The sequence below is a fragment of the Sphingopyxis sp. NFH-91 genome (assembly GCF_021401285.1).
In the GTDB taxonomy this organism is placed as follows: domain Bacteria; phylum Pseudomonadota; class Alphaproteobacteria; order Sphingomonadales; family Sphingomonadaceae; genus Sphingopyxis; species Sphingopyxis terrae_A.
This window is the reverse complement of record NZ_JACBGA010000002.1, coordinates 477,551-494,682: the sequence shown is the minus strand read 5'-3', so window position 1 is coordinate 494,682 and position 17,132 is coordinate 477,551. Positions and strand designations below refer to the sequence as shown.

General features: G+C 65.1%; 16 protein-coding genes and 2 tRNA genes. 12 read left to right on the top strand and 6 right to left on the bottom strand.

Annotated elements, in window-relative coordinates; translation table 11 throughout:
* Positions 1–9: 9 nt before the first annotated feature.
* From L0963_RS07340 to L0963_RS07325, 4 genes are all read left to right on the top strand, one after another.
* A tRNA-Ile gene (locus L0963_RS07340) sits at positions 10–85 on the top strand.
* Positions 86–145: 60 nt separating this feature from the next.
* Complete coding sequence (locus tag L0963_RS07335; RefSeq protein ID WP_234178980.1) at positions 146–1,621, top strand: M20 family peptidase; 1,476 nt, start codon at positions 146–148, stop codon at positions 1,619–1,621.
* Between the two features lie 38 nt (positions 1,622–1,659).
* Positions 1,660–1,736 (top strand) — tRNA-Pro (locus L0963_RS07330).
* Between the two features lie 104 nt (positions 1,737–1,840).
* Positions 1,841–3,700: a CshA/CshB family fibrillar adhesin-related protein gene (locus L0963_RS07325; RefSeq protein ID WP_234178979.1), complete on the top strand. Its 1,860-nt coding sequence runs from the start codon at positions 1,841–1,843 to the stop codon at positions 3,698–3,700.
* Between the two features lie 113 nt (positions 3,701–3,813).
* Here L0963_RS07325 and L0963_RS07320 read toward each other — a convergent pair whose 3' ends face one another.
* A complete protein-coding gene (locus L0963_RS07320) occupies positions 3,814–4,065 on the bottom strand; it encodes a hypothetical protein (RefSeq protein WP_003051737.1) in 252 nt (83 codons plus the stop codon).
* Between the two features lie 146 nt (positions 4,066–4,211).
* Positions 4,212–5,573, bottom strand: coding sequence for a M28 family peptidase (locus L0963_RS07315; RefSeq protein WP_234178978.1), 1,362 nt, complete (start codon positions 5,571–5,573; stop codon positions 4,212–4,214).
* Positions 5,574–5,707: 134 nt separating this feature from the next.
* On the opposite strand from L0963_RS07315, the gene ettA reads away from it, so the two are divergent.
* The 3 genes from ettA (at position 5,708) to L0963_RS07300 (ending at position 8,233) form a co-directional block, all read left to right on the top strand.
* The gene (gene ettA, locus L0963_RS07310) at positions 5,708–7,387 is read left to right on the top strand and encodes an energy-dependent translational throttle protein EttA (protein ID WP_003051732.1); all 1,680 of its coding nucleotides are present in this window, start codon (positions 5,708–5,710) and stop codon (positions 7,385–7,387) included.
* A gap of 5 nt (positions 7,388–7,392) precedes the next feature.
* Entirely contained in the window at positions 7,393–7,836 is a 444-nt protein-coding gene (locus L0963_RS07305; protein ID WP_003051729.1) for a PaaI family thioesterase, read from the top strand.
* A 106-nt stretch (positions 7,837–7,942) separates the two neighbouring features.
* Positions 7,943–8,233, top strand: coding sequence for a hypothetical protein (locus L0963_RS07300; RefSeq protein WP_202988283.1), 291 nt, complete (start codon positions 7,943–7,945; stop codon positions 8,231–8,233).
* 83 nt (positions 8,234–8,316) lie between these two features.
* On the opposite strand, the gene L0963_RS07295 is transcribed toward L0963_RS07300, so the two are convergent.
* The gene (locus L0963_RS07295; RefSeq protein WP_234178977.1) at positions 8,317–9,660 is read right to left on the bottom strand and encodes a chloride channel protein; all 1,344 of its coding nucleotides are present in this window, start codon (positions 9,658–9,660) and stop codon (positions 8,317–8,319) included.
* A 48-nt stretch (positions 9,661–9,708) separates the two neighbouring features.
* Positions 9,709–10,347, bottom strand: a complete 639-nt coding sequence (locus tag L0963_RS07290) for a carbonic anhydrase (protein WP_003051719.1) — start codon at positions 10,345–10,347, stop codon at positions 9,709–9,711.
* A 36-nt stretch (positions 10,348–10,383) separates the two neighbouring features.
* Between L0963_RS07290 and lipA the strand changes: the two genes are divergently transcribed.
* Together lipA and L0963_RS07280 are read left to right on the top strand one after the other, a co-directional pair.
* Positions 10,384–11,337: a lipoyl synthase gene (gene lipA / locus L0963_RS07285; RefSeq protein WP_003051716.1), complete on the top strand. Its 954-nt coding sequence runs from the start codon at positions 10,384–10,386 to the stop codon at positions 11,335–11,337.
* Between the two features lie 7 nt (positions 11,338–11,344).
* A complete protein-coding gene (locus L0963_RS07280; RefSeq protein WP_062902435.1) occupies positions 11,345–11,824 on the top strand; it encodes a type II toxin-antitoxin system RatA family toxin in 480 nt (159 codons plus the stop codon).
* On the opposite strand, the gene L0963_RS07275 is transcribed toward L0963_RS07280, so the two are convergent.
* Both L0963_RS07275 and ispF read right to left on the bottom strand, forming a co-directional pair.
* Positions 11,767–12,324 carry a CinA family protein gene (locus tag L0963_RS07275; RefSeq protein ID WP_040590758.1) on the bottom strand — a complete coding sequence of 186 codons (558 nt, stop codon included), beginning with the start codon at positions 12,322–12,324 and terminating at the stop codon, positions 11,767–11,769. The two genes, L0963_RS07280 and L0963_RS07275, sit on opposite strands and share 58 nt — an antisense overlap.
* A 3-nt stretch (positions 12,325–12,327) precedes the next feature.
* Positions 12,328–13,512, bottom strand: a complete 1,185-nt coding sequence (ispF, locus tag L0963_RS07270) for a 2-C-methyl-D-erythritol 2,4-cyclodiphosphate synthase (RefSeq protein ID WP_234178976.1) — start codon at positions 13,510–13,512, stop codon at positions 12,328–12,330.
* 96 nt (positions 13,513–13,608) lie between these two features.
* Here ispF and dusB point away from each other — a divergent pair, with 96 nt between their 5' ends.
* The 3 genes from dusB to L0963_RS07255 are packed head-to-tail and all read left to right on the top strand — an operon-like array spanning position 13,609 to position 17,125.
* Complete coding sequence (gene dusB / locus L0963_RS07265) at positions 13,609–14,607, top strand: tRNA dihydrouridine synthase DusB (RefSeq protein WP_062902437.1); 999 nt, start codon at positions 13,609–13,611, stop codon at positions 14,605–14,607.
* On the top strand, positions 14,604–15,707 hold the full coding sequence (locus L0963_RS07260) for a two-component system sensor histidine kinase NtrB (RefSeq protein WP_234178975.1): 1,104 nt from the start codon (positions 14,604–14,606) through the stop codon (positions 15,705–15,707). The genes dusB and L0963_RS07260 overlap by 4 nt, the downstream gene beginning before the upstream one ends.
* Complete coding sequence (locus L0963_RS07255; protein WP_234178974.1) at positions 15,704–17,125, top strand: sigma 54-interacting transcriptional regulator; 1,422 nt, start codon at positions 15,704–15,706, stop codon at positions 17,123–17,125. The genes L0963_RS07260 and L0963_RS07255 overlap by 4 nt, the downstream gene beginning before the upstream one ends.
* The last annotated feature ends 7 nt before the right edge of the window (positions 17,126–17,132 follow it).

The window sequence follows — 17,132 nt, the reverse complement described above, 5'->3', positions numbered from 1 at the left end:
CCCTCTCGGGGGCCTGTAGCTCAATGGTTAGAGCTGGCCGCTCATAACGGCTAGGTTGCGGGTTCGAGTCCTGCCGGGCCCACCATTTCCCTTGCAAATTGCAACCGGTCGCTGTCCATTGGGCCGAGTTGAAAGGGAGAGGGACATGGCAAGCAAGAAGACGATCCTGCTCGGCGGGCTGGCGGTCATCGTGGCGGTCGGGGCTGTCGTCGGCGTGCGAACCGCGACCTTTGCGCCCAAGGACATCGCCGACGGCAGCGACGTGACGCTCGCGCCCGCGCCTACGTACGACCTGCAGGCCGCCGTCCGGCACCTCAGCGAAGCGGCACAGATTCCGACCGTCTCGCATCAGGATGCCGCCGACAACGACGGGGCGCAGTGGGACCGGCTGCACGGCTGGCTCGCGGCGAGCTATCCGGCGGCCCATGCGGCGATGACCCGCACCATCCTGCCGAACAAGACGTTGATCTACCAATGGCAGGGCAGCGATCCCGCCGCGGCGCCGATCATCGTCATGGCGCATCAGGATGTCGTGCCGGTGACCCCGGGGACCGAGAAGGACTGGAAATATCTGCCCTTCGCGGGGACGATTGCCGATAACGCGGTATGGGGCCGCGGCACCGTCGACGACAAGGGATCGCTCGTCGGCCTGTTCGAGGCGATCGAGGCGCTGGCAGTGCAGGGTTTCAAGCCGGGGCGCAGCATCTACCTCATCTCCGGCCACGACGAGGAGGCGGGTGGATCGGGTGCCATCACCGCGGCGGCGCAGCTCAAGGCGAAGGGCGTCAAGGCGATCTTCACTATAGACGAAGGCAGCATCGTGCTCACCGACACGCCGGTCATCAACGGCCCGGCCATCCTGATCGGCGTCGGCGAAAAGGGCTATGGCACGCTGAAGGTCACGACCAATGCCCCCGGTGGGCATAGCTCGATGCCGCCGGCCCAAACCGGGGTCGAAACGCTGGCCAAGGCGATCCTCGACATTACCGGCGATCCCTTTCCGATGGAGGTGCGCGGCCCCGGTGCCTCGATGATCGAAGTGCTCGCCGCGAAGAAAGGCGGCGTTACCAAGATGGCGGTCGCCAACCAGTGGCTGTTCGGGCCGATACTCAAGCGCCAGCTCACCGGCTCGCCGTCGACCGCGGCGGCGTTTCACACCACGATCGCGCCGACGATGCTCGAGGGCAGCCCCAAGGAGAACGTACTGCCGCAATCGGCCAATGCGCTCATCAACTATCGCATCGCGCCGTGGAACCGGTCGTCGGACATCATGGCGCGCGCGAAGGCGGCGGTGGGCGATGCCAAGGTCGATCTCGCCTGGGTCAAGCCGCCGCGCGAACCGTCGCGCATCTCTTCGTCAACGTCGCAGGGCTGGAAGTGGATCGCTGCAGCGGCACGCGCCGACGCGCCCGAGGCGGTGCTCAGCCCGATGCTCGTCGTCGGCGGCACCGACAGCCGCAGCATGGAGGGCGTGTCCGAGGACGTCTATCGCTTCATGCCGATGCATTTCACGCTGAAGGAATCGGCAATGATCCACGGCACCAACGAGCATATGGCGATCGACAGCTTCAAACGCATGATCGATTTCTATGCGCGGTTGATCGCGACGTCAGCGGGATAGACTTGCGCCCCAAGCCTGTCTAAGGCGCCTTCCACGGTCGGGGAGTAGCGCAGCCCGGTAGCGCGCCTGCTTTGGGAGCAGGATGTCGCAGGTTCGAATCCTGTCTCCCCGACCAATGCTTCACCGCAGCGCCCCCTCTGGCTGCGCGCGGCCATGCTTAACCCGCTGCTAAACAATCCTCTCTATGCTCGCGGGTCGAGATAGGGACCAGATATCGAGATGACCGGCGGCCGTCTGAAGAAACTGTTCGCGGCGCTGGCGGCGCTGTTTGCGGCGCTGTGCGCTGCAAGTCCCGCAATGGCGGCCAATTGCTATTACGCGACCGCTCAGGGATCGACCGGGCCTGCCGATTGGCAGACCTATTGCTGGCTCGACTTTACCGGTTACAGCGAAACGACGGCGCGATCGGCGTCCGGACAGAATTTTTCCTTCACCCTGTCCGACGGCACGGTGATGAGCTTCAATCTCAAGGTGTCGGGAGCGGCGATGACCGCCGCTACATCGCCGTCCTGGTCGGGCAGTGCGGTCGGCAATACGGCTTTTCTTGGCATCGCCGGGCGTCCGATCATGTATCAGACCGCGGCCGGGACAACGACCATCGCGATCAGCAGCATCGCGCTGACGCCGCCCGCAGCCGGGACGATCAGCGCCTATATGTTTGTCGCCGCCGACGGCGAGTCGAGCAACGAAGGCGAATCGCTGCGATTCCAGACCAATGGCGGCAATTGGCAGGAGCTCGATCGCGCCGGGCCGATCAGCGGCAGCACCTATCCGACGACGACCGGGACGGGAACGAACAGCTTCACCGAAACGGGCGCTGCGGGAACCGTGGGCGCCTATATCATGGGGTCGACATCGCCGACGTCGGTAACGACGACTTTGGTGGGCGGGGGGCTGCAAGGCGCGATGTTCGCGGTGCGCTTCGCCTCGATCCGGCTGAACACGCAGATTTCGGGCGCACGCGCCAACCCGGCCGACCAGTTCACCTTTTCGGTCAACACGACGGGAACGGGATCGACGCTGGCAACGGGGACGTCGAGCGGCACCGGCCTCGGTCCCTTTACCTCGGCCGCGCTGTCGAGCTCGGCGGCGATCCCGCTGACGCTGAACCAGACGATGGCCGCCGGCAGCGTCAACAGCCTGTCGCATTATCGCTCGGCGCTGACCTGCACCAATACGGCAACCGGTTCGAGCACGCCGCTGCCGACCAATGTCGTCACCACCGCCTATAATTTCGGATCGCTCCAGTTCGGCGATGCGGTGCAATGCACCTTTACCGAGACGCCTTATCCGCATCTGACATTGACCAAGGCTCTGGCAGCGTCCGGCCGTCAGTTCAGCGGCGACCAGTTCACCTTGACGATCGCGCAGGGTGCCACGGTGGTCGGCACCACCACCACGACGGGCAGCGGGGCGACCGTGTCGAATGGTTCGACGCCGCAGGTGCAGCTCAGCGCCGGCACGGCGTACAGCCTGTCGGAAGCGGCCGCAGGGACGACGACGCTGGGCCAGTATACGGCGACGATGAACTGCACCAATGCCGCCGCCTCGTCGACGCCTCTGCCGACAAGTCCGGGCGGCAGCGTGACGCCGCAAATGGGCGATGTGATCGCTTGCGTCATCACCAATACCAAGCGCGGATCGAACGCCACGCTGGCAATCGCCAAAAGCTCGACGCTGGTATCGGATCCGGTCAACGGCACGACGAACCCGAAAGCGATACCGGGGGCGGTCGTGCGGTACAGCTTCACGGTTCAGAACAGCGGACCGACCGCGACCGACAGCAACAGCGTGTTCATCGTCGACAGCTTGCCGGCGCAGATCAGCGTCGGGACCGCGGCATCGCCGGTCTTCACCCAGGGATCGCCGACGAGCGCGCTCAGCTTCAGCGCCGCGAGCGATATCCGCTATTCCAATGCTGCAACCGCGCCGGCCAGCTTTGCCGCCTGCACCTATTCGCCGGTCGCCACCTACGACCCCGCGGTCCGCTATGTCTGCCTGCGGCCGCAGGGCAGCATGGCGGGATCGACCGGCACGCCCACCAGCTTCACGCTGAGCATCGAGGGCGTGGTCAACTGAGCTGTGCGCGCACCCAGGCTGACAGAGGTGAAAAAGCAGCGCGCAAAGAAAAAGGCGGCCTTCCCGAAGGAAGACCGCCCTTTGTTTCGGTCATTGCCCCGAAGGGCTGTGACTTACTTCTTTTCTTCTGCCGTGGCAGCGGTCGCAGCCGAGTCAGCAGCGGCAGCGGCGGTGTCAGCAGCCATAGCAGCCGTATCGGCAGCAGCAGCAGCCGAGTCAGCAGCCATAGCGGCGGTGTCCGCACCAGCTTCAGCGGCGGTGTCAGCAGCCGGAGCTTCGGTGGTCGCTTCTTCAGCAGCCTTTTCACCGCAAGCGGCGAGGGCGAACATGCTGGCAGCAACAGCGATAGCAGCAAACTTCTTCATGATGTGTGGGCTCCCTAAAATGCCATTCCGCGCTGGGGAAACTTTCCCGTCCCGCGAGCGGCGGGATTTAGACGTTCCGTACCAATCGTCAACAAAAATAATTGAGATGGCAGGCGCGCCCTGTTCTGATTACCCCGCGCTGTCCGTCATGGTAGCTCGGCATCGGCGCTATTTGCAAGCAGCCCGATCGTGACCGTCCAGGCGACCACATTTTGGCGGATTTGCGCGGGATCCACCTTGTCGAACGTGTCATCGGGCGTGTGGTGAATATCGAAATAGCGTGTCCCATCTTGTTGCAGGTCGATGGTCGGCACCCCCGACTCGATCAGGGCGCCGACATCGGCGCCGCCACCCGCAGGCTGCTTTCCGCGGGTGATTCCATAAGGCGCGAGTGCCGCGGCGATGCGGTCGGCAAGCCCGGCTGCGCCCTCGGGCAGCTTGAAATCGACGCGCCAGACGCGGTCTGCACCGAAATCCGACTCCATGGCGACCGCGTGGCGTTCCTTGCCATGGGCATCGAAATAGGCCTTGCCGCCGAACACGCCGACTTCTTCGGCACCGGCCCACAGGATGCGGATCGTCCGCCGCGGCTGCCCCGCGGCCATGATATGCTTCGCCGCGGCCGTTATGATGCCGCAGCCCGCCGCATCGTCGATCGCGCCGGTGCCGAGATCCCAGCTGTCGAGATGGCAGGCGATGATGACCGGGCTCGCCTTGGGATCGCTGCCAGGGACTTCGGCGATGACATTGCCCGACGGCTGGTCGCCCAGCGTTTTCGGGGTCAGCAACAGCTTCAGGCCCAGCGGCTTGCCGTGCTGCCACTGCCGGACCAGCAGGTCGGCGTCGGGATTGGAGATGGCACCCGCGGGGATCGGCGTGACACCGGCTTCGAAATTGGTCACGCCGGTATGCGGATTGCGATGGCTGTCGGTGCCGATCGATCGGATGACGATGGCGATGGCGCCCTTTTTGGCGGCCGCGTTTGGCCCGACGAAGCGCCCGCGTCCGAAATAGCCATAGCCGCTGCCGTCCTGCGCCGCCTTCATCTGGTTGTCGATGAAGACGATCTTGCCTTTGACCGCGGCATCGGGCGCGGCCTTCAGCGCGTCGAAGCTCGGGAAATAGGCGATGTCGCCCTCGATGCCGTCGGCTCCGGTCGAGCCGCTGTTGCCCAGCGCGGCGATCGCGAGCTTCTGGGGGTGGAACGGTCCGGTGAGTTCGGCCGTCTCGGCGCCGCGGACCCAGACCGGCATGGTATAGGCTTCTTCACGAACATTGGCGAAGCCCATTGAACGCAGCCGTTCGACCGCCCATTTACGGGCAGCGGTCTCGGCTTCGGTCCCCGCCATGCGCGGTCCGATCTCGGTCGTAAGGTCTTCGGTGATCTTGAGCGCCGGGTCTTCGCCCGTTTGCGCCATCTCGACGGCGCTCGGCGCGGCAAAGGCGGCGGTGGACAAAAGACAGGCGGCGAGGCCGGTCAGGCGAGCGATTGTGCGGCGATGTGTCATGCCTCTGTCCTAACCAGCCAATACGCCCTGCCGCAAGCGTCGATTGCCAAGCGCGCGCCCATTCGCTAACCGGCCCGCGACCTCATTCTCTTCCGGCCGCGCGCTGCGCGGCTCAGCCAGTTTCGGAGCATTTCATGGCCGCCCAATATAGTTTCGTGATGAAGGGTCTGACCAAGACCTATCCCGGCGCGCAAAAGCCGGTGCTCAACGGCATCAATTTGCAATTCTATTCGGATGCGAAGATCGGCATCGTCGGGCCCAACGGCACCGGCAAGTCGACGCTGATGAAAGTCATGGCGGGCATCGATACCGATTTCACCGGCGAAGCGTGGCCGGGCGAGGGGATTACCCTCGGCTATCTGGCGCAGGAACCCGAACTCGATCCGACGAAGACGGTGAAGGAAAATGTCATGGACGGCGTCCGCCCCGTCGCCGACATGCTCGACCGCTTCAACGAGATCAGCGCGCTGATGGCCGATCCGCCCGAGGATGCCGATTTCGACGCGCTGATGACCGAAATGGGCGAGTTGCAGGAAAAGATCGACGCGGTCGACGGCTGGACGCTCGACAACCAGCTTGAAATCGCGATGGAAGCCCTGCGTTGTCCGCCGGGCGACTGGGGCGTCGAAAGCCTGTCGGGCGGTGAAAAGCGCCGTATTGCGCTGACGCGCCTGCTGCTCGAAAAGCCATCGATCCTGCTGCTCGACGAACCGACCAACCACCTCGACGCCGAAAGCGTTGCCTGGCTCGAAAAGCATCTCGTTGATTATCCGGGCAACGTCATCCTCGTCACCCACGATCGCTACTTCCTCGACAATGTCGTGAACTGGATCCTCGAACTCGATCGCGGTCGCTATTTCCCCTATGAGGGCAATTATTCGACCTATCTGGAAAAGAAGGCGAAGCGCCTCGAACAGGAATCGCGCGAGGAAGCGGGCCGCCAGAAGGCGATCCGGGACGAACTCGAATGGATCCGGCAGTCGCCCAAGGCACGCCAGGCCAAGTCGAAGGCACGTATCAAGAGCTTCGACCAGCTCGTTGAAGCGCAGGAGAACCGCACCCCCGGCAAGGCGCAGATCGTCATTCAGGTGCCCGAACGTCTGGGCGGCAAGGTGATCGAGGTTCACAATGTCTCCAAGGCCTATGGCGACAAGCTATTGTTCGAAGATCTGTCCTTCACCCTGCCGCCGGGCGGCATCGTCGGCGTCATCGGGCCGAACGGCGCGGGTAAGTCGACGCTGTTCAAGCTCATCACGGGTCAGGAAACCCCCGACAGCGGCGAGGTCGTGATCGGTGACACCGTGCGCCTCGGCTATGTCGACCAGAGCCGCGATGCGCTCGACCCCAATAAGAATGTCTGGGAAGAAATCTCGGGCGGGCACGAACTGATGACGATCGGCAAGCATCAGATGCAGACCCGCGCCTATGTCGGCGCCTTCAACTTCAAGGGCGGCGACCAGCAGAAGAAGGTCGGCATGTTGTCGGGCGGCGAACGCAACCGCGTTCATATGGCCAAGATGCTGAAGGAGGGCGGCAACGTCCTTCTGCTCGACGAACCGACCAACGACCTCGACACCGAAACGCTCGCGGCGCTTGAAGAAGCGCTCGAAAATTTCGCCGGCTGCGCCGTGGTCATCAGCCACGACCGCTTCTTCCTCGACCGTCTGGCGACCCACATCCTGGCGTTCGAGGGCAACAGCCACGTCGAATGGTTCGAAGGCAATTTCGAAGCCTATGAGGAGGACAAGATCCGCCGCCTCGGCGACGAAGCGACGCGCCCGCACGCGACGACCTACAAGAAGCTGTCGCGCTAAAAATCGTGGCGGGGGAGGCGCCTATCTCGGCGAGCGCGATCCGCATGGATGCGGACGCGCTCAACGCCTTCATGGCCGAAGCCTTCCCCCACTCCGAACCGGGGTCGCGTGGCCATGTCGTTGCGGCCGCGCCGGGCCATATCCAGGCGCGCATCGATCCCAACGACAAGGCGCTGCGCCCCGGCGGGCTGATTTCCGGCCCGACGCAGATGGGCTTTGCCGATATGGCCGCCTACGCCCTCGTCCTCGCCCATATCGGCCCCGTCGCGATGGCGGTGACGAGCGCGCTCAACTATCAGTTCCTGCGCCCGTGCCGACCGGGCCCGGTCATGGCCGACGCCTATATGCTGCGCCTTGGCAAGCGGCTCGCGGTGATGGATGTCCGCGTGTGGACCGACGATCCCGACAAGCCGGTCGGACAGGCGAACGTGACCTACGCCATTCCCTAGGCGGGCGTGCATCCTGGCAAATGGCCGGTTACGACCAATTGTTGCCGCTTAAGGCGAATTGTTCGGCCGCCATTGCAGACATTGTCGAGGTATGAGATTAGCAGCTATGGGCGCTCTCTATTCCATCACTTTCGACCCGAGAAGCGGCAGACCTATTCCCCCTATGTGGTGGAAACTCGTTCCGTTCTTTACAGTTCAGGCTTGGGTTGTGGCCGCCCTGATGGCATTTGCGGTCGGCCTAGCCATTCGTGATGGCCAGACAGATTGGATCGTCGGGCCGTCTGTCGCCGGGGTGGCGGTATTGCTGTTCACTTATTGGCACCGAGCGTGCATTGCCCGAGCAAAGCTTCACTTTGCCGATCTGATTGCGAGATACGAATCTGCGCTGTCACAATAAGGTGATGTCAGCTTTGGCGGTCCGATTATTCCATAGCTGCCGGTCGCCTTCCCACCCCAAAGCCGCCACCTGGCGCCCGGAATTTAGCCCTCCGATGGCGCCGCTGTTGCTTTCTGCTTCGTCGGCATCATCCGCTTCGACAGCCCATGATAGAGGCGGGTGGGGCAGACCTGCGCGCTTGTCCAGTCGGCGATCAGCGCCGTCGCGAACAGCGACAGGATCACGCCGCGCGCGGCGGTCGCCTCGATCAGGATGATGACGGCGGTCAGCGGCGCGCGCACGACCCCGACGAAATAGGCGACCATGCCCATCATCACCACCGCGCCGGTCGGGCTATCGGGGAAGGCGGGCGTCAACAAATTGCCGAACCCGGCGCCGACCGCGAGCGAGGGCGCGAAAATGCCGCCCGGCGCGCCGCTCAACGTCGAGGCGAGCGCGGTCACGAACTTGGCGGGAAAGAACCACAGCTTGCCGTGGTTGCCTTCGACCAGGAATTTGGTGACGTCGTAGCCGGTGCCCCACGTCGCGCCGCCGGTCGCGATGCTCACCCCCGCGACGACGAGGCCGCAAACGGCTGCGAAAAGGATCGGGCGCGCCGCCGCCTTGCGCGCCCAGCCGGCGGACCGGTCGCTCGCCGCCAGCACGAGCCGCGCAAAGAGCCCGCCGGCCAGGCCGCCGCCGATCCCCGCGATTGGCGCGATCAACAGCACGTCGGCCACGGGGAGCGTTTCGCGCATCGCGCCGAAATAGACATAGTCGCCCGCCACCGACAGGCTGACGAGACCGGCGATCATCACCGCCCCCATCGTCAGCACCGCGACGCGCTGTTCATAGGCGGATGCGAGTTCCTCGATTGCGAAAGCGATCCCGGCGAGCGGCGTGTTGAAGGCTGCGGCGACCCCCGCGGCACCGCCGGCGATGAACACCCCGGCGGAAATGCGGACCTTGAGCAGCCGATGCATCGCGACCATGATCGCCGCGCTGACCTGAACCGTCGGCCCCTCGCGTCCCACCGATCCGCCCGCGGCGAGCGTCGTCAGCGTCAGCGCAAGCTTGGCAAAGGCGGTCTTGAGCGACACCAGCGGGCCGTCGGCCGCCTGATCGGGATAGCGACCCGCCGCGATGATCTGCGGAATGCCCGACCCGCGCGCGTCGGGGACATAGCGGTTGGTCAACCAAACGATCAGCGCGAATACCGATGGCGTGATGAGCAGCGGCAACCACCAGGCGACCGCCGATATCTGAAAGATCAGCCGCTGAACCTTGTCGCCCGCCGCTGCAAAGACGAGGGCAACGAAGCCGAGCAGCAGCGCCCCGCCCACCATCGCGACGCGCCGCCGGATATCGACGACCTCGCTGCGCGCGCGCCGGCCGGCGCGCAACTGCCACAGACGCATCCAGCGCGGCAGGTTGGGCTTGGAGAGCATGGCGCGCCTGTTGGACCCCCGCGCGGGGGAGCGCAACCCCTGGCGGGGTCAGGCGGGCGAAAATTCTCCAGTTTTTTCATCGAGAATGTGGAGAACGCCGTCGCTGATCGCAAAAAAGGCGCCGCGCAGCCGCAACGTGCCGCGCTTTTCCTTCTCCTCGATGCACGGGAAGGTGCGCAGATTGTCGAGGCTGACCTTCACCCCCGCCATCTCCATCGCACGGCCCGCTACGCGATTGTCATAGTCGGGATGCGCCGCACGCACGTCGGCGCTCGCATCGTCGAGCAGCGCGATCCAGTCGGCGATGAAACCGCCGCGGCCCGGTTCGGCACCCTCCATCGTCCGGTGCAGCGCCGCGTGGCAGCCGCCGCACATCCCGTGGCCCATCACGACAATTTCCTCGACCTTCAGAAACTGCACCGCAAATTCGAGCGCGGCCGATACGCCGTGACGGCCCGGCGTCGTTTCAAAGGGCGGGACGAGCGCGGCGACATTGCGCACGACGAATATCTCGCCCGGATTGGTGTCGAATATCTGCGACGGTTCGACGCGGCTGTCCGAACAGGCGATCACCATCACCTTCGGCGACTGGCCCTCGGCCAATTCATCCCACCGGTCGCGCTGTTGCTGCCAGCCGGTGGCGCGGAAACGGCGATAGCCGTCGATCAGTTCTGCAAAGCGAGTCATGACGCGCGCTTTAGCACAGGATGGACGGTTGAGAAGATGTGCGTGTGCGCCTATGTGGGCGCCATGAACGCTCCGCTGCAAAAACCGTCCGATCGCGCCCGCAAACCCGACTGGATTCGCGTCAAGGCGCCGACCAGCCCCGGCTATGCCGAAACACGCAAGCTGATGCGCGATCTCAATCTGCATACGGTGTGCGAGGAAGCGGCCTGCCCGAACATCGGCGAATGCTGGACCAAAAAGCACGCGACGGTGATGATCCTCGGCGATACCTGCACGCGCGCCTGCGCCTTCTGCAACGTCAAGACCGGCATGCCGCGCCCCGTCGATCTGCTCGAACCCGAACATACGGCGGCCGCGGCGGCGAAGATGGGGCTGACCCATATCGTGATCACCTCGGTCGACCGCGACGACTTGCCCGATGGCGGCGCCAGCCAGTTCGTCAAGGTGATCGAGGCGCTGCGCCGCGAAACGCCGCAGACGACGATCGAGATTCTGACCCCCGATTTCCGCAACAAGCCCGACGATGCCGTCGCCGCGATCGTCGATGCGCGGCCGGACGTCTACAATCACAATCTGGAGACGGTTCCGCGGCTCTATCCGACGATCCGTCCCGGCGCGCGCTATTATGCGTCGCTCCGCTTGCTCGAAAGCGTCAAGCGCCGCGATCCGTCGATCTTCACCAAATCGGGCATCATGCTCGGGCTCGGCGAAGAGCGGATGGAAGTGCATCAGGTGATGGACGACATGCGCAGCGCCGACATCGACTTCATGACGATGGGGCAATATCTCCAGCCGACCCCCAAGCATACGAAGGTGATCGACTTCGTGACGCCGCAGGCGTTCGATGCCTATGCCCAGATCGCCCGCGCCAAGGGCTTCCTGCAGGTCGCTTCTTCGCCGCTGACGCGGTCGAGCTATCATGCGGGCGACGATTTCGCGAAGATGCGCGCCGCGCGCGAAGCCCAGCTCGCGCGCGCCAAGGCGGACTGACGCCGCATTGCCGAGGCATCACGAAACGCGCGAGCTGCCCTATAGCGCCGAACAGATGTTCGCGCTCGTGACCGATGTCGCGCGCTATCCCGAATTTCTGCCGTGGGTGGTCGCGCTGCGTGTCCGCGCCGACAGCGATCGCGAGGCGGTGGCCGACATGATCGTCGGCTTCAAGGGATTGCGCGAAAGCTTTTCATGCCGCGTCCACAAGCGCGCGCCCGACAAGGTGGTCGTCGATTATATCGACGGCCCGATGCGCCACCTCAACAATGAATGGCATTTCACGCCGCTCGACGGCGGCGGGTGCAAGGTCGACTTCATGGTCGATTTCTCGTTCCGCAGCCGCGTCTTCGAGGCGCTGGCCGGGCAGATGTTCGACAAGGCGCTCCGTAAGATGATCGCGGCGTTCGAAATGCGCGCCGATGCGCTTTACGGTGCGGGAAGCGTGACATCCTCCGACGGACGCAGCGCGTCCTTGTCGGGCTGAAGCAGGTCGAGCGCGAACATCGTCGCGTGATGGCGGATCGTCGCGCGATCGGTCGAATCGAACTGCACCCGCTGGGTGAAATAATCATCGGGATCCTGGCCGCGCAGCGCGCGCGCAAACACGACGATGCCCACCGGTTTCTTATCCGATCCGCCGCCGGGACCCGCGATGCCGGTGATCGATACCGCAACGTCGGCATCGCTGTTCGCCAGCACGCCCGCGGCCATCGCCCAGGCGGTCGCCAGCGACACCTCACCGAAGGTTTCCAGAATTTCGCTACTGACGTCGAGCTGGCGCTTCTTGGCGTCGGCCGAATAGGTAATGAATCCGGCGCTGAAGACATCGGAACTACCGGGAATGTCAGTGAGCGCCACCGACACCATGCCGCCGGTGCAGCTTTCGGCGATGGCAACGCGGCGCCCCGCCGCGCGATTGGCGGCAAGAACGGACGTGGCGGCTTCTTCGCGCGCGGTCTGGCGCGTTTCGACGGCGGACGGCAAGGTTCAATTCTCCGGAAGTTCTAAAGTCGCGATGGCCTGTGCGGCGATCCCTTCGCGGCGGCCCGTAAAGCCCAGCCGCTCGGTGGTTGTTGCCTTCACACTAATGGTTTTAATCGAAATCGCAAGAATTTCGGACAGGCGCGCGCGGATCGCGGCGCGATGCGGGCCGATTTTCGGCGCTTCGGCGATGATCGTCAGATCGACATGGGCGATCCGTCCGCCCCGGGCCGCGACCCGTTCGGCGGCAAAGGCCAGGAAGCGCCATGACGCCGCCCCGCGCCATTGCGGATCGCTCGGCGGGAAATGGTCCCCGATATCGCCATCGGCCAGCGCGCCGAGGATCGCGTCGGTCAGCGCGTGGAGCGCGACATCGGCATCGCTATGCCCTTCAAGCCCATGACTATGCGCGATTTCAATCCCGCCGATCCACAGCGGCTTGTCGGGAACAAGGCGGTGAACGTCATAACCCATGCCGACGGCTGTACGCATCGCGGCTTTGCCTCCTCCGAGCAGGGCGGACAGAATGATGAGATCGTCGGCATAGGTCAATTTGTGCAGCCGCGCGTCGCCCGGAACCGTTGCCACAGCATGACCAAGCCGGCGGACGAGTTGCGCATCGTCGGTCGCCGCCTCGTCGCCGGTACCCGCGTGAGCACGGCGCAGAGCACCGAGCCGGAAGGCCTGCGGCGTCTGGACGCGCGCGAGTCGGCTGCGGTCGGTGACGTCACCCGCCACCCCGTCAACCTCGCTTATCAGCGTATCGGGAACGGGCAGCGTCGGCGTCGCCGCGACAGCCCCCTCCGCCACGGCGGCGAGCAGCCGGTCGATTACCGCCGCCGAAACGCCGGGGCGCGCCGCATCATGGACGAGGAGGATCGCATCGTCGCTCCAGTCGGCCAGTGCGCCCAGCGCATTCGCGACCGACTGCTGGCGTTCGATGCCCGGCGCAGCGGTCGTCCAGCCGGCGGGAAGGGGGCCTGTCGCCGCCACGACGTCATCATCGCCGACGAGCACGCCCGCACCGATGGCGGGGTGCGCGGCGAACGCATCGAGGCTCCAGCGCAGCACGGATTTGCCGCCGATCGGGACAAGCTGCTTGGGAAGCGCAAAGCCAGCGCGCGCGCCGACGCCGCCGGCGAGCAGCACGACAGCGACGGAGCCGGACGGCAGGGGCGCGGAGTCGGTCATGACGCGCGCCGGTTAGCGCAGCCGCGGCTTGCGGAAAAGCGCCTTAGCGTGTAGTGGCTGCACAAAATTTAGGCAATTCAACGAAAGCTCCCCGTTATGGCGCCGCTCCGGCCCATCCAGATCGGCAATATCACCATCGCGGATCCCGTGATCCTCGCGCCGATGACAGGCGTCACTGATCTGCCGTTCCGCAAGATCGTCCGCTATTACGGCTCGGGGCTCAACGTCACGGAGATGATCGCGAGCCAGGCCGCGATCCGTGAGACGCGGCAATCGATCCAGAAAGCTGCCTGGGATCCGGTCGAGGAACCCGTTTCGATGCAGCTTGTCGGGTGCACGCCTTATGAAATGGGCGAGGCCGCGAAGCTCAATGAAGAGCGCGGCGCGGCGATCATCGACATCAACATGGGCTGTCCGGTGCGCAAGGTCACCAACGGCGATGCCGGATCGGCGCTGATGCGCGATCTCAAGCTGGCTGCGGCGCTGATCGAAGCCTGCGTCAAGGCGGTCAGCGTGCCGGTGACGGTCAAGATGCGCATGGGCTGGGACCATGACAGCCTCAACGCCCCCGAACTCGCGCATATCGCAGAGGATTTAGGCGCGAAACTGGTGACCGTCCACGGCCGCACGCGCAATCAGATGTATCGCGGCAGCGCCGACTGGGCCTTCGTGCGCCGGGTCAAGGATGCAGTATCGATCCCGGTGATCGTCAATGGCGACATCTGTTCGGTCGACGATGCGCGCTCCGCGCTCGATCAGAGCGGCGCCGATGGCGTGATGATCGGCCGCGGCGCCTATGGCCGGCCGTGGTTGCTGGGGCAGGTGATGGCGGCGCTGCGCGGCGAGGGCGAGCGCCCCGACCCTGGCATCGACGAACAATATGACGTTATTACATCGCATTATCGGGCGATGATCGACCATTATGGCGAAATGACCGGCGTCAATATGGCGCGCAAGCATCTCGGCTGGTATGTAAAGGGGCTCCACGGTTCGGCGGAATTCCGCAACCGCGTCAACCAGATCCCCGACAGCAAGGGCGTACTCGATGCGCTCGAGGAATTTTACGCGCCCTATCTGAGCAAGGCGGCTGCGTGAGCGCGTTGACGTCGAGCATCCCGACGTTCGACCATGACGAAATCATCCAGTCGCATCCGGTCGCGACGCTGCTGATCGACCGCGGGGCCGTCGTCCTGTTTGTCAACGCGGCCGCCGAACAGCTTTGCAATATCAGCCGCTCGGCGATGGTCGGGCGCGTCGTCTATGACGTCATCGGCATGGACCGCGGCTATCGTCAGCGCATGAACGATCCCGACACCTCGGCATTGTTCGCCCATCGCGCCGAAATCCGCATCGGCGGCGGCAAGTCGATCTTCGTCGATATGCAGATGGTGCCCTATGGCAGCAACGGGCACCGCATCCTCGCGCTCGTTCCGTCGCAAAGCGAAGCCGAACTGATGGGCGGCGCGATCGGACGGTCGGGCCGTGCGGCGGGGGCCGCCGCTTCGATGCTGGCACACGAAATCAAGAATCCGCTCGCCGGGATCAAGGGCGCCGCGCAGCTTCTCGCGCGCAAGACCGATGCAAGCGGCGAACGCTTCACGACGCTGATCTGCGCCGAGGTCGACCGGATCACGACGCTGATCGACCAGATGGAGCATTTTTCGCGCGGGCAGCCGATCGCCTGCACGCCGATCAACCTCTATCAGCCGATCCATCAAGCGCTGGAGGCGGTGCGCGCGCGGCAATTGCCCGGGGTCCGCTTTTCAGAGGATTTCGACCCTTCGCTGCCGATGGTGCAGGGCAACCATGACGCCATGGTCCAAATATTGCTGAACCTCGTCACCAATGCCGGCGAGGCGCTCAGCGGGCGTGACGATGGCGTCATCCGCATCGCCACCGCCTATCGCCACGGCCTGTCGATCGACAATGGCGACGGTCGCGGCCGCATTGCGCTGCCGATCGAGGTCAGCGTCAGCGATAATGGCCCCGGCGTGCCCGCCGACATCCGCGACGACCTGTTCGACCCGTTCGTGACGACGAAGCGCGAGGGCAGGGGACTCGGTCTCGCGCTCGTCGCGAAGCTCGCGCGCGACATGGGCGGCACCGTCCAGCATGTCCGCGATGGCGAGTGGACGCGCTTTCGCGTTAATCTGCCCGCCGCACAGTCATCGGCGCGCAAGGAGCCGCGGCCATGACCACCGACAAGACGATCCTGCTGGTCGAGGACGATCCCGCGATCTCGCTCATCATCCGCGAGACGCTGGATGACGAATGCGCCCTGTTCGCCGCGGTCGGCAGCATCGCCGAGCGTAATGCCTGGCTCGCCGATCATCGCCCCGACCTCATCATCACCGACGTCGTCCTGCCCGACGGCGACGGCATCGATTCGCTGCCCGGCGCGGGCGTGGCGCCCGAAACACCGGTGATCGTTCTCTCGGCGCAGAACACGCTCGACACCGCGGTCCGCGCGCAGGGGATCGGCAGCTACGACTATCTGCCCAAGCCCTTCGATCTCGAGGAGTTGACCGCCAGCGTCCGCGCCGCCCTGGCACGGGGCCGGCAACCGCTCGGCAAGGTCGACGCGGCCGAAACCGACAGCCACGGGCTGATCGGCCGCGCCCCGGCGATGCAGGCGGTATATCGCACCATCGCGCGGCTCGCCTCGAACGACCTTGCTGTCCTGATCCTCGGCGAATCGGGGACGGGCAAGGAGGTCGTCGCGCGCGCGATCCATGCGACGGGCCTGCGCCGCAATGGCCCCTTCGTCGCGATCAACATGGCCGCGATCCCGCGCGAACTGATCGAGGCCGAATTGTTCGGTCACGAAAAGGGCGCCTTCACCGGCGCACACAGCCGCAGCGCCGGGCGGTTCGAACAGGCGTCGGGCGGCACCCTGTTCCTCGACGAAATCGGCGACATGCCGCTCGAGGCACAGACGCGGCTGCTGCGCGTCCTGCAAACCAACGAATATTCGACCGTCGGCGGCAGTCAGGCGCTGAAAGCCGATGTCCGCGTCGTCGCCGCGACCCACCGCGAGATGCGCAGCCTCGTCGCCGAGGGGCGCTTCCGCGAAGATCTTTTCTATCGCCTCAACGTCATTCCGGTCAGCCTGCCGCCACTCCGCGACCGGCGCAGCGACATCGCCGCGCTCGTCCGCCATTTTGTCGAGACAGGGCGCCAGTCGGGGCTGCCCGACCGCGAATTCGCGCCCGAGGCGATGCAGTTGCTCGAACGCCACGACTGGCCAGGCAATGTTCGCGAACTCGGCAATGTGGTCCAGCGTCTCGCCATTCTGGCGCGCGACACCGTCGTCACCGCCCGCGATGTCGAGACAGTGCTGCGCGAAAGCGGCGGCATGGCGCCCGCCTTCACCGCGCCGGCGGACCTGATCGCGCACGCGGTCGACGATTGGGTGCGCGAACGGCTGGCGGGCACCGACGGCGACGGCGCCATCCACAGCGACCTAGAAGCCATCGTCGAGGCGGCGTTGTTCCGCCGCGTGCTGCGCGAAGTACGCGGCAACCAGCTCGAGGCAGCCCGACGGCTCGGGATCAACCGCAACACGCTGCGCAAGCGATTGGGGCAACTCGACATCGATCCGGCGCATCCCTAGGCGCCGC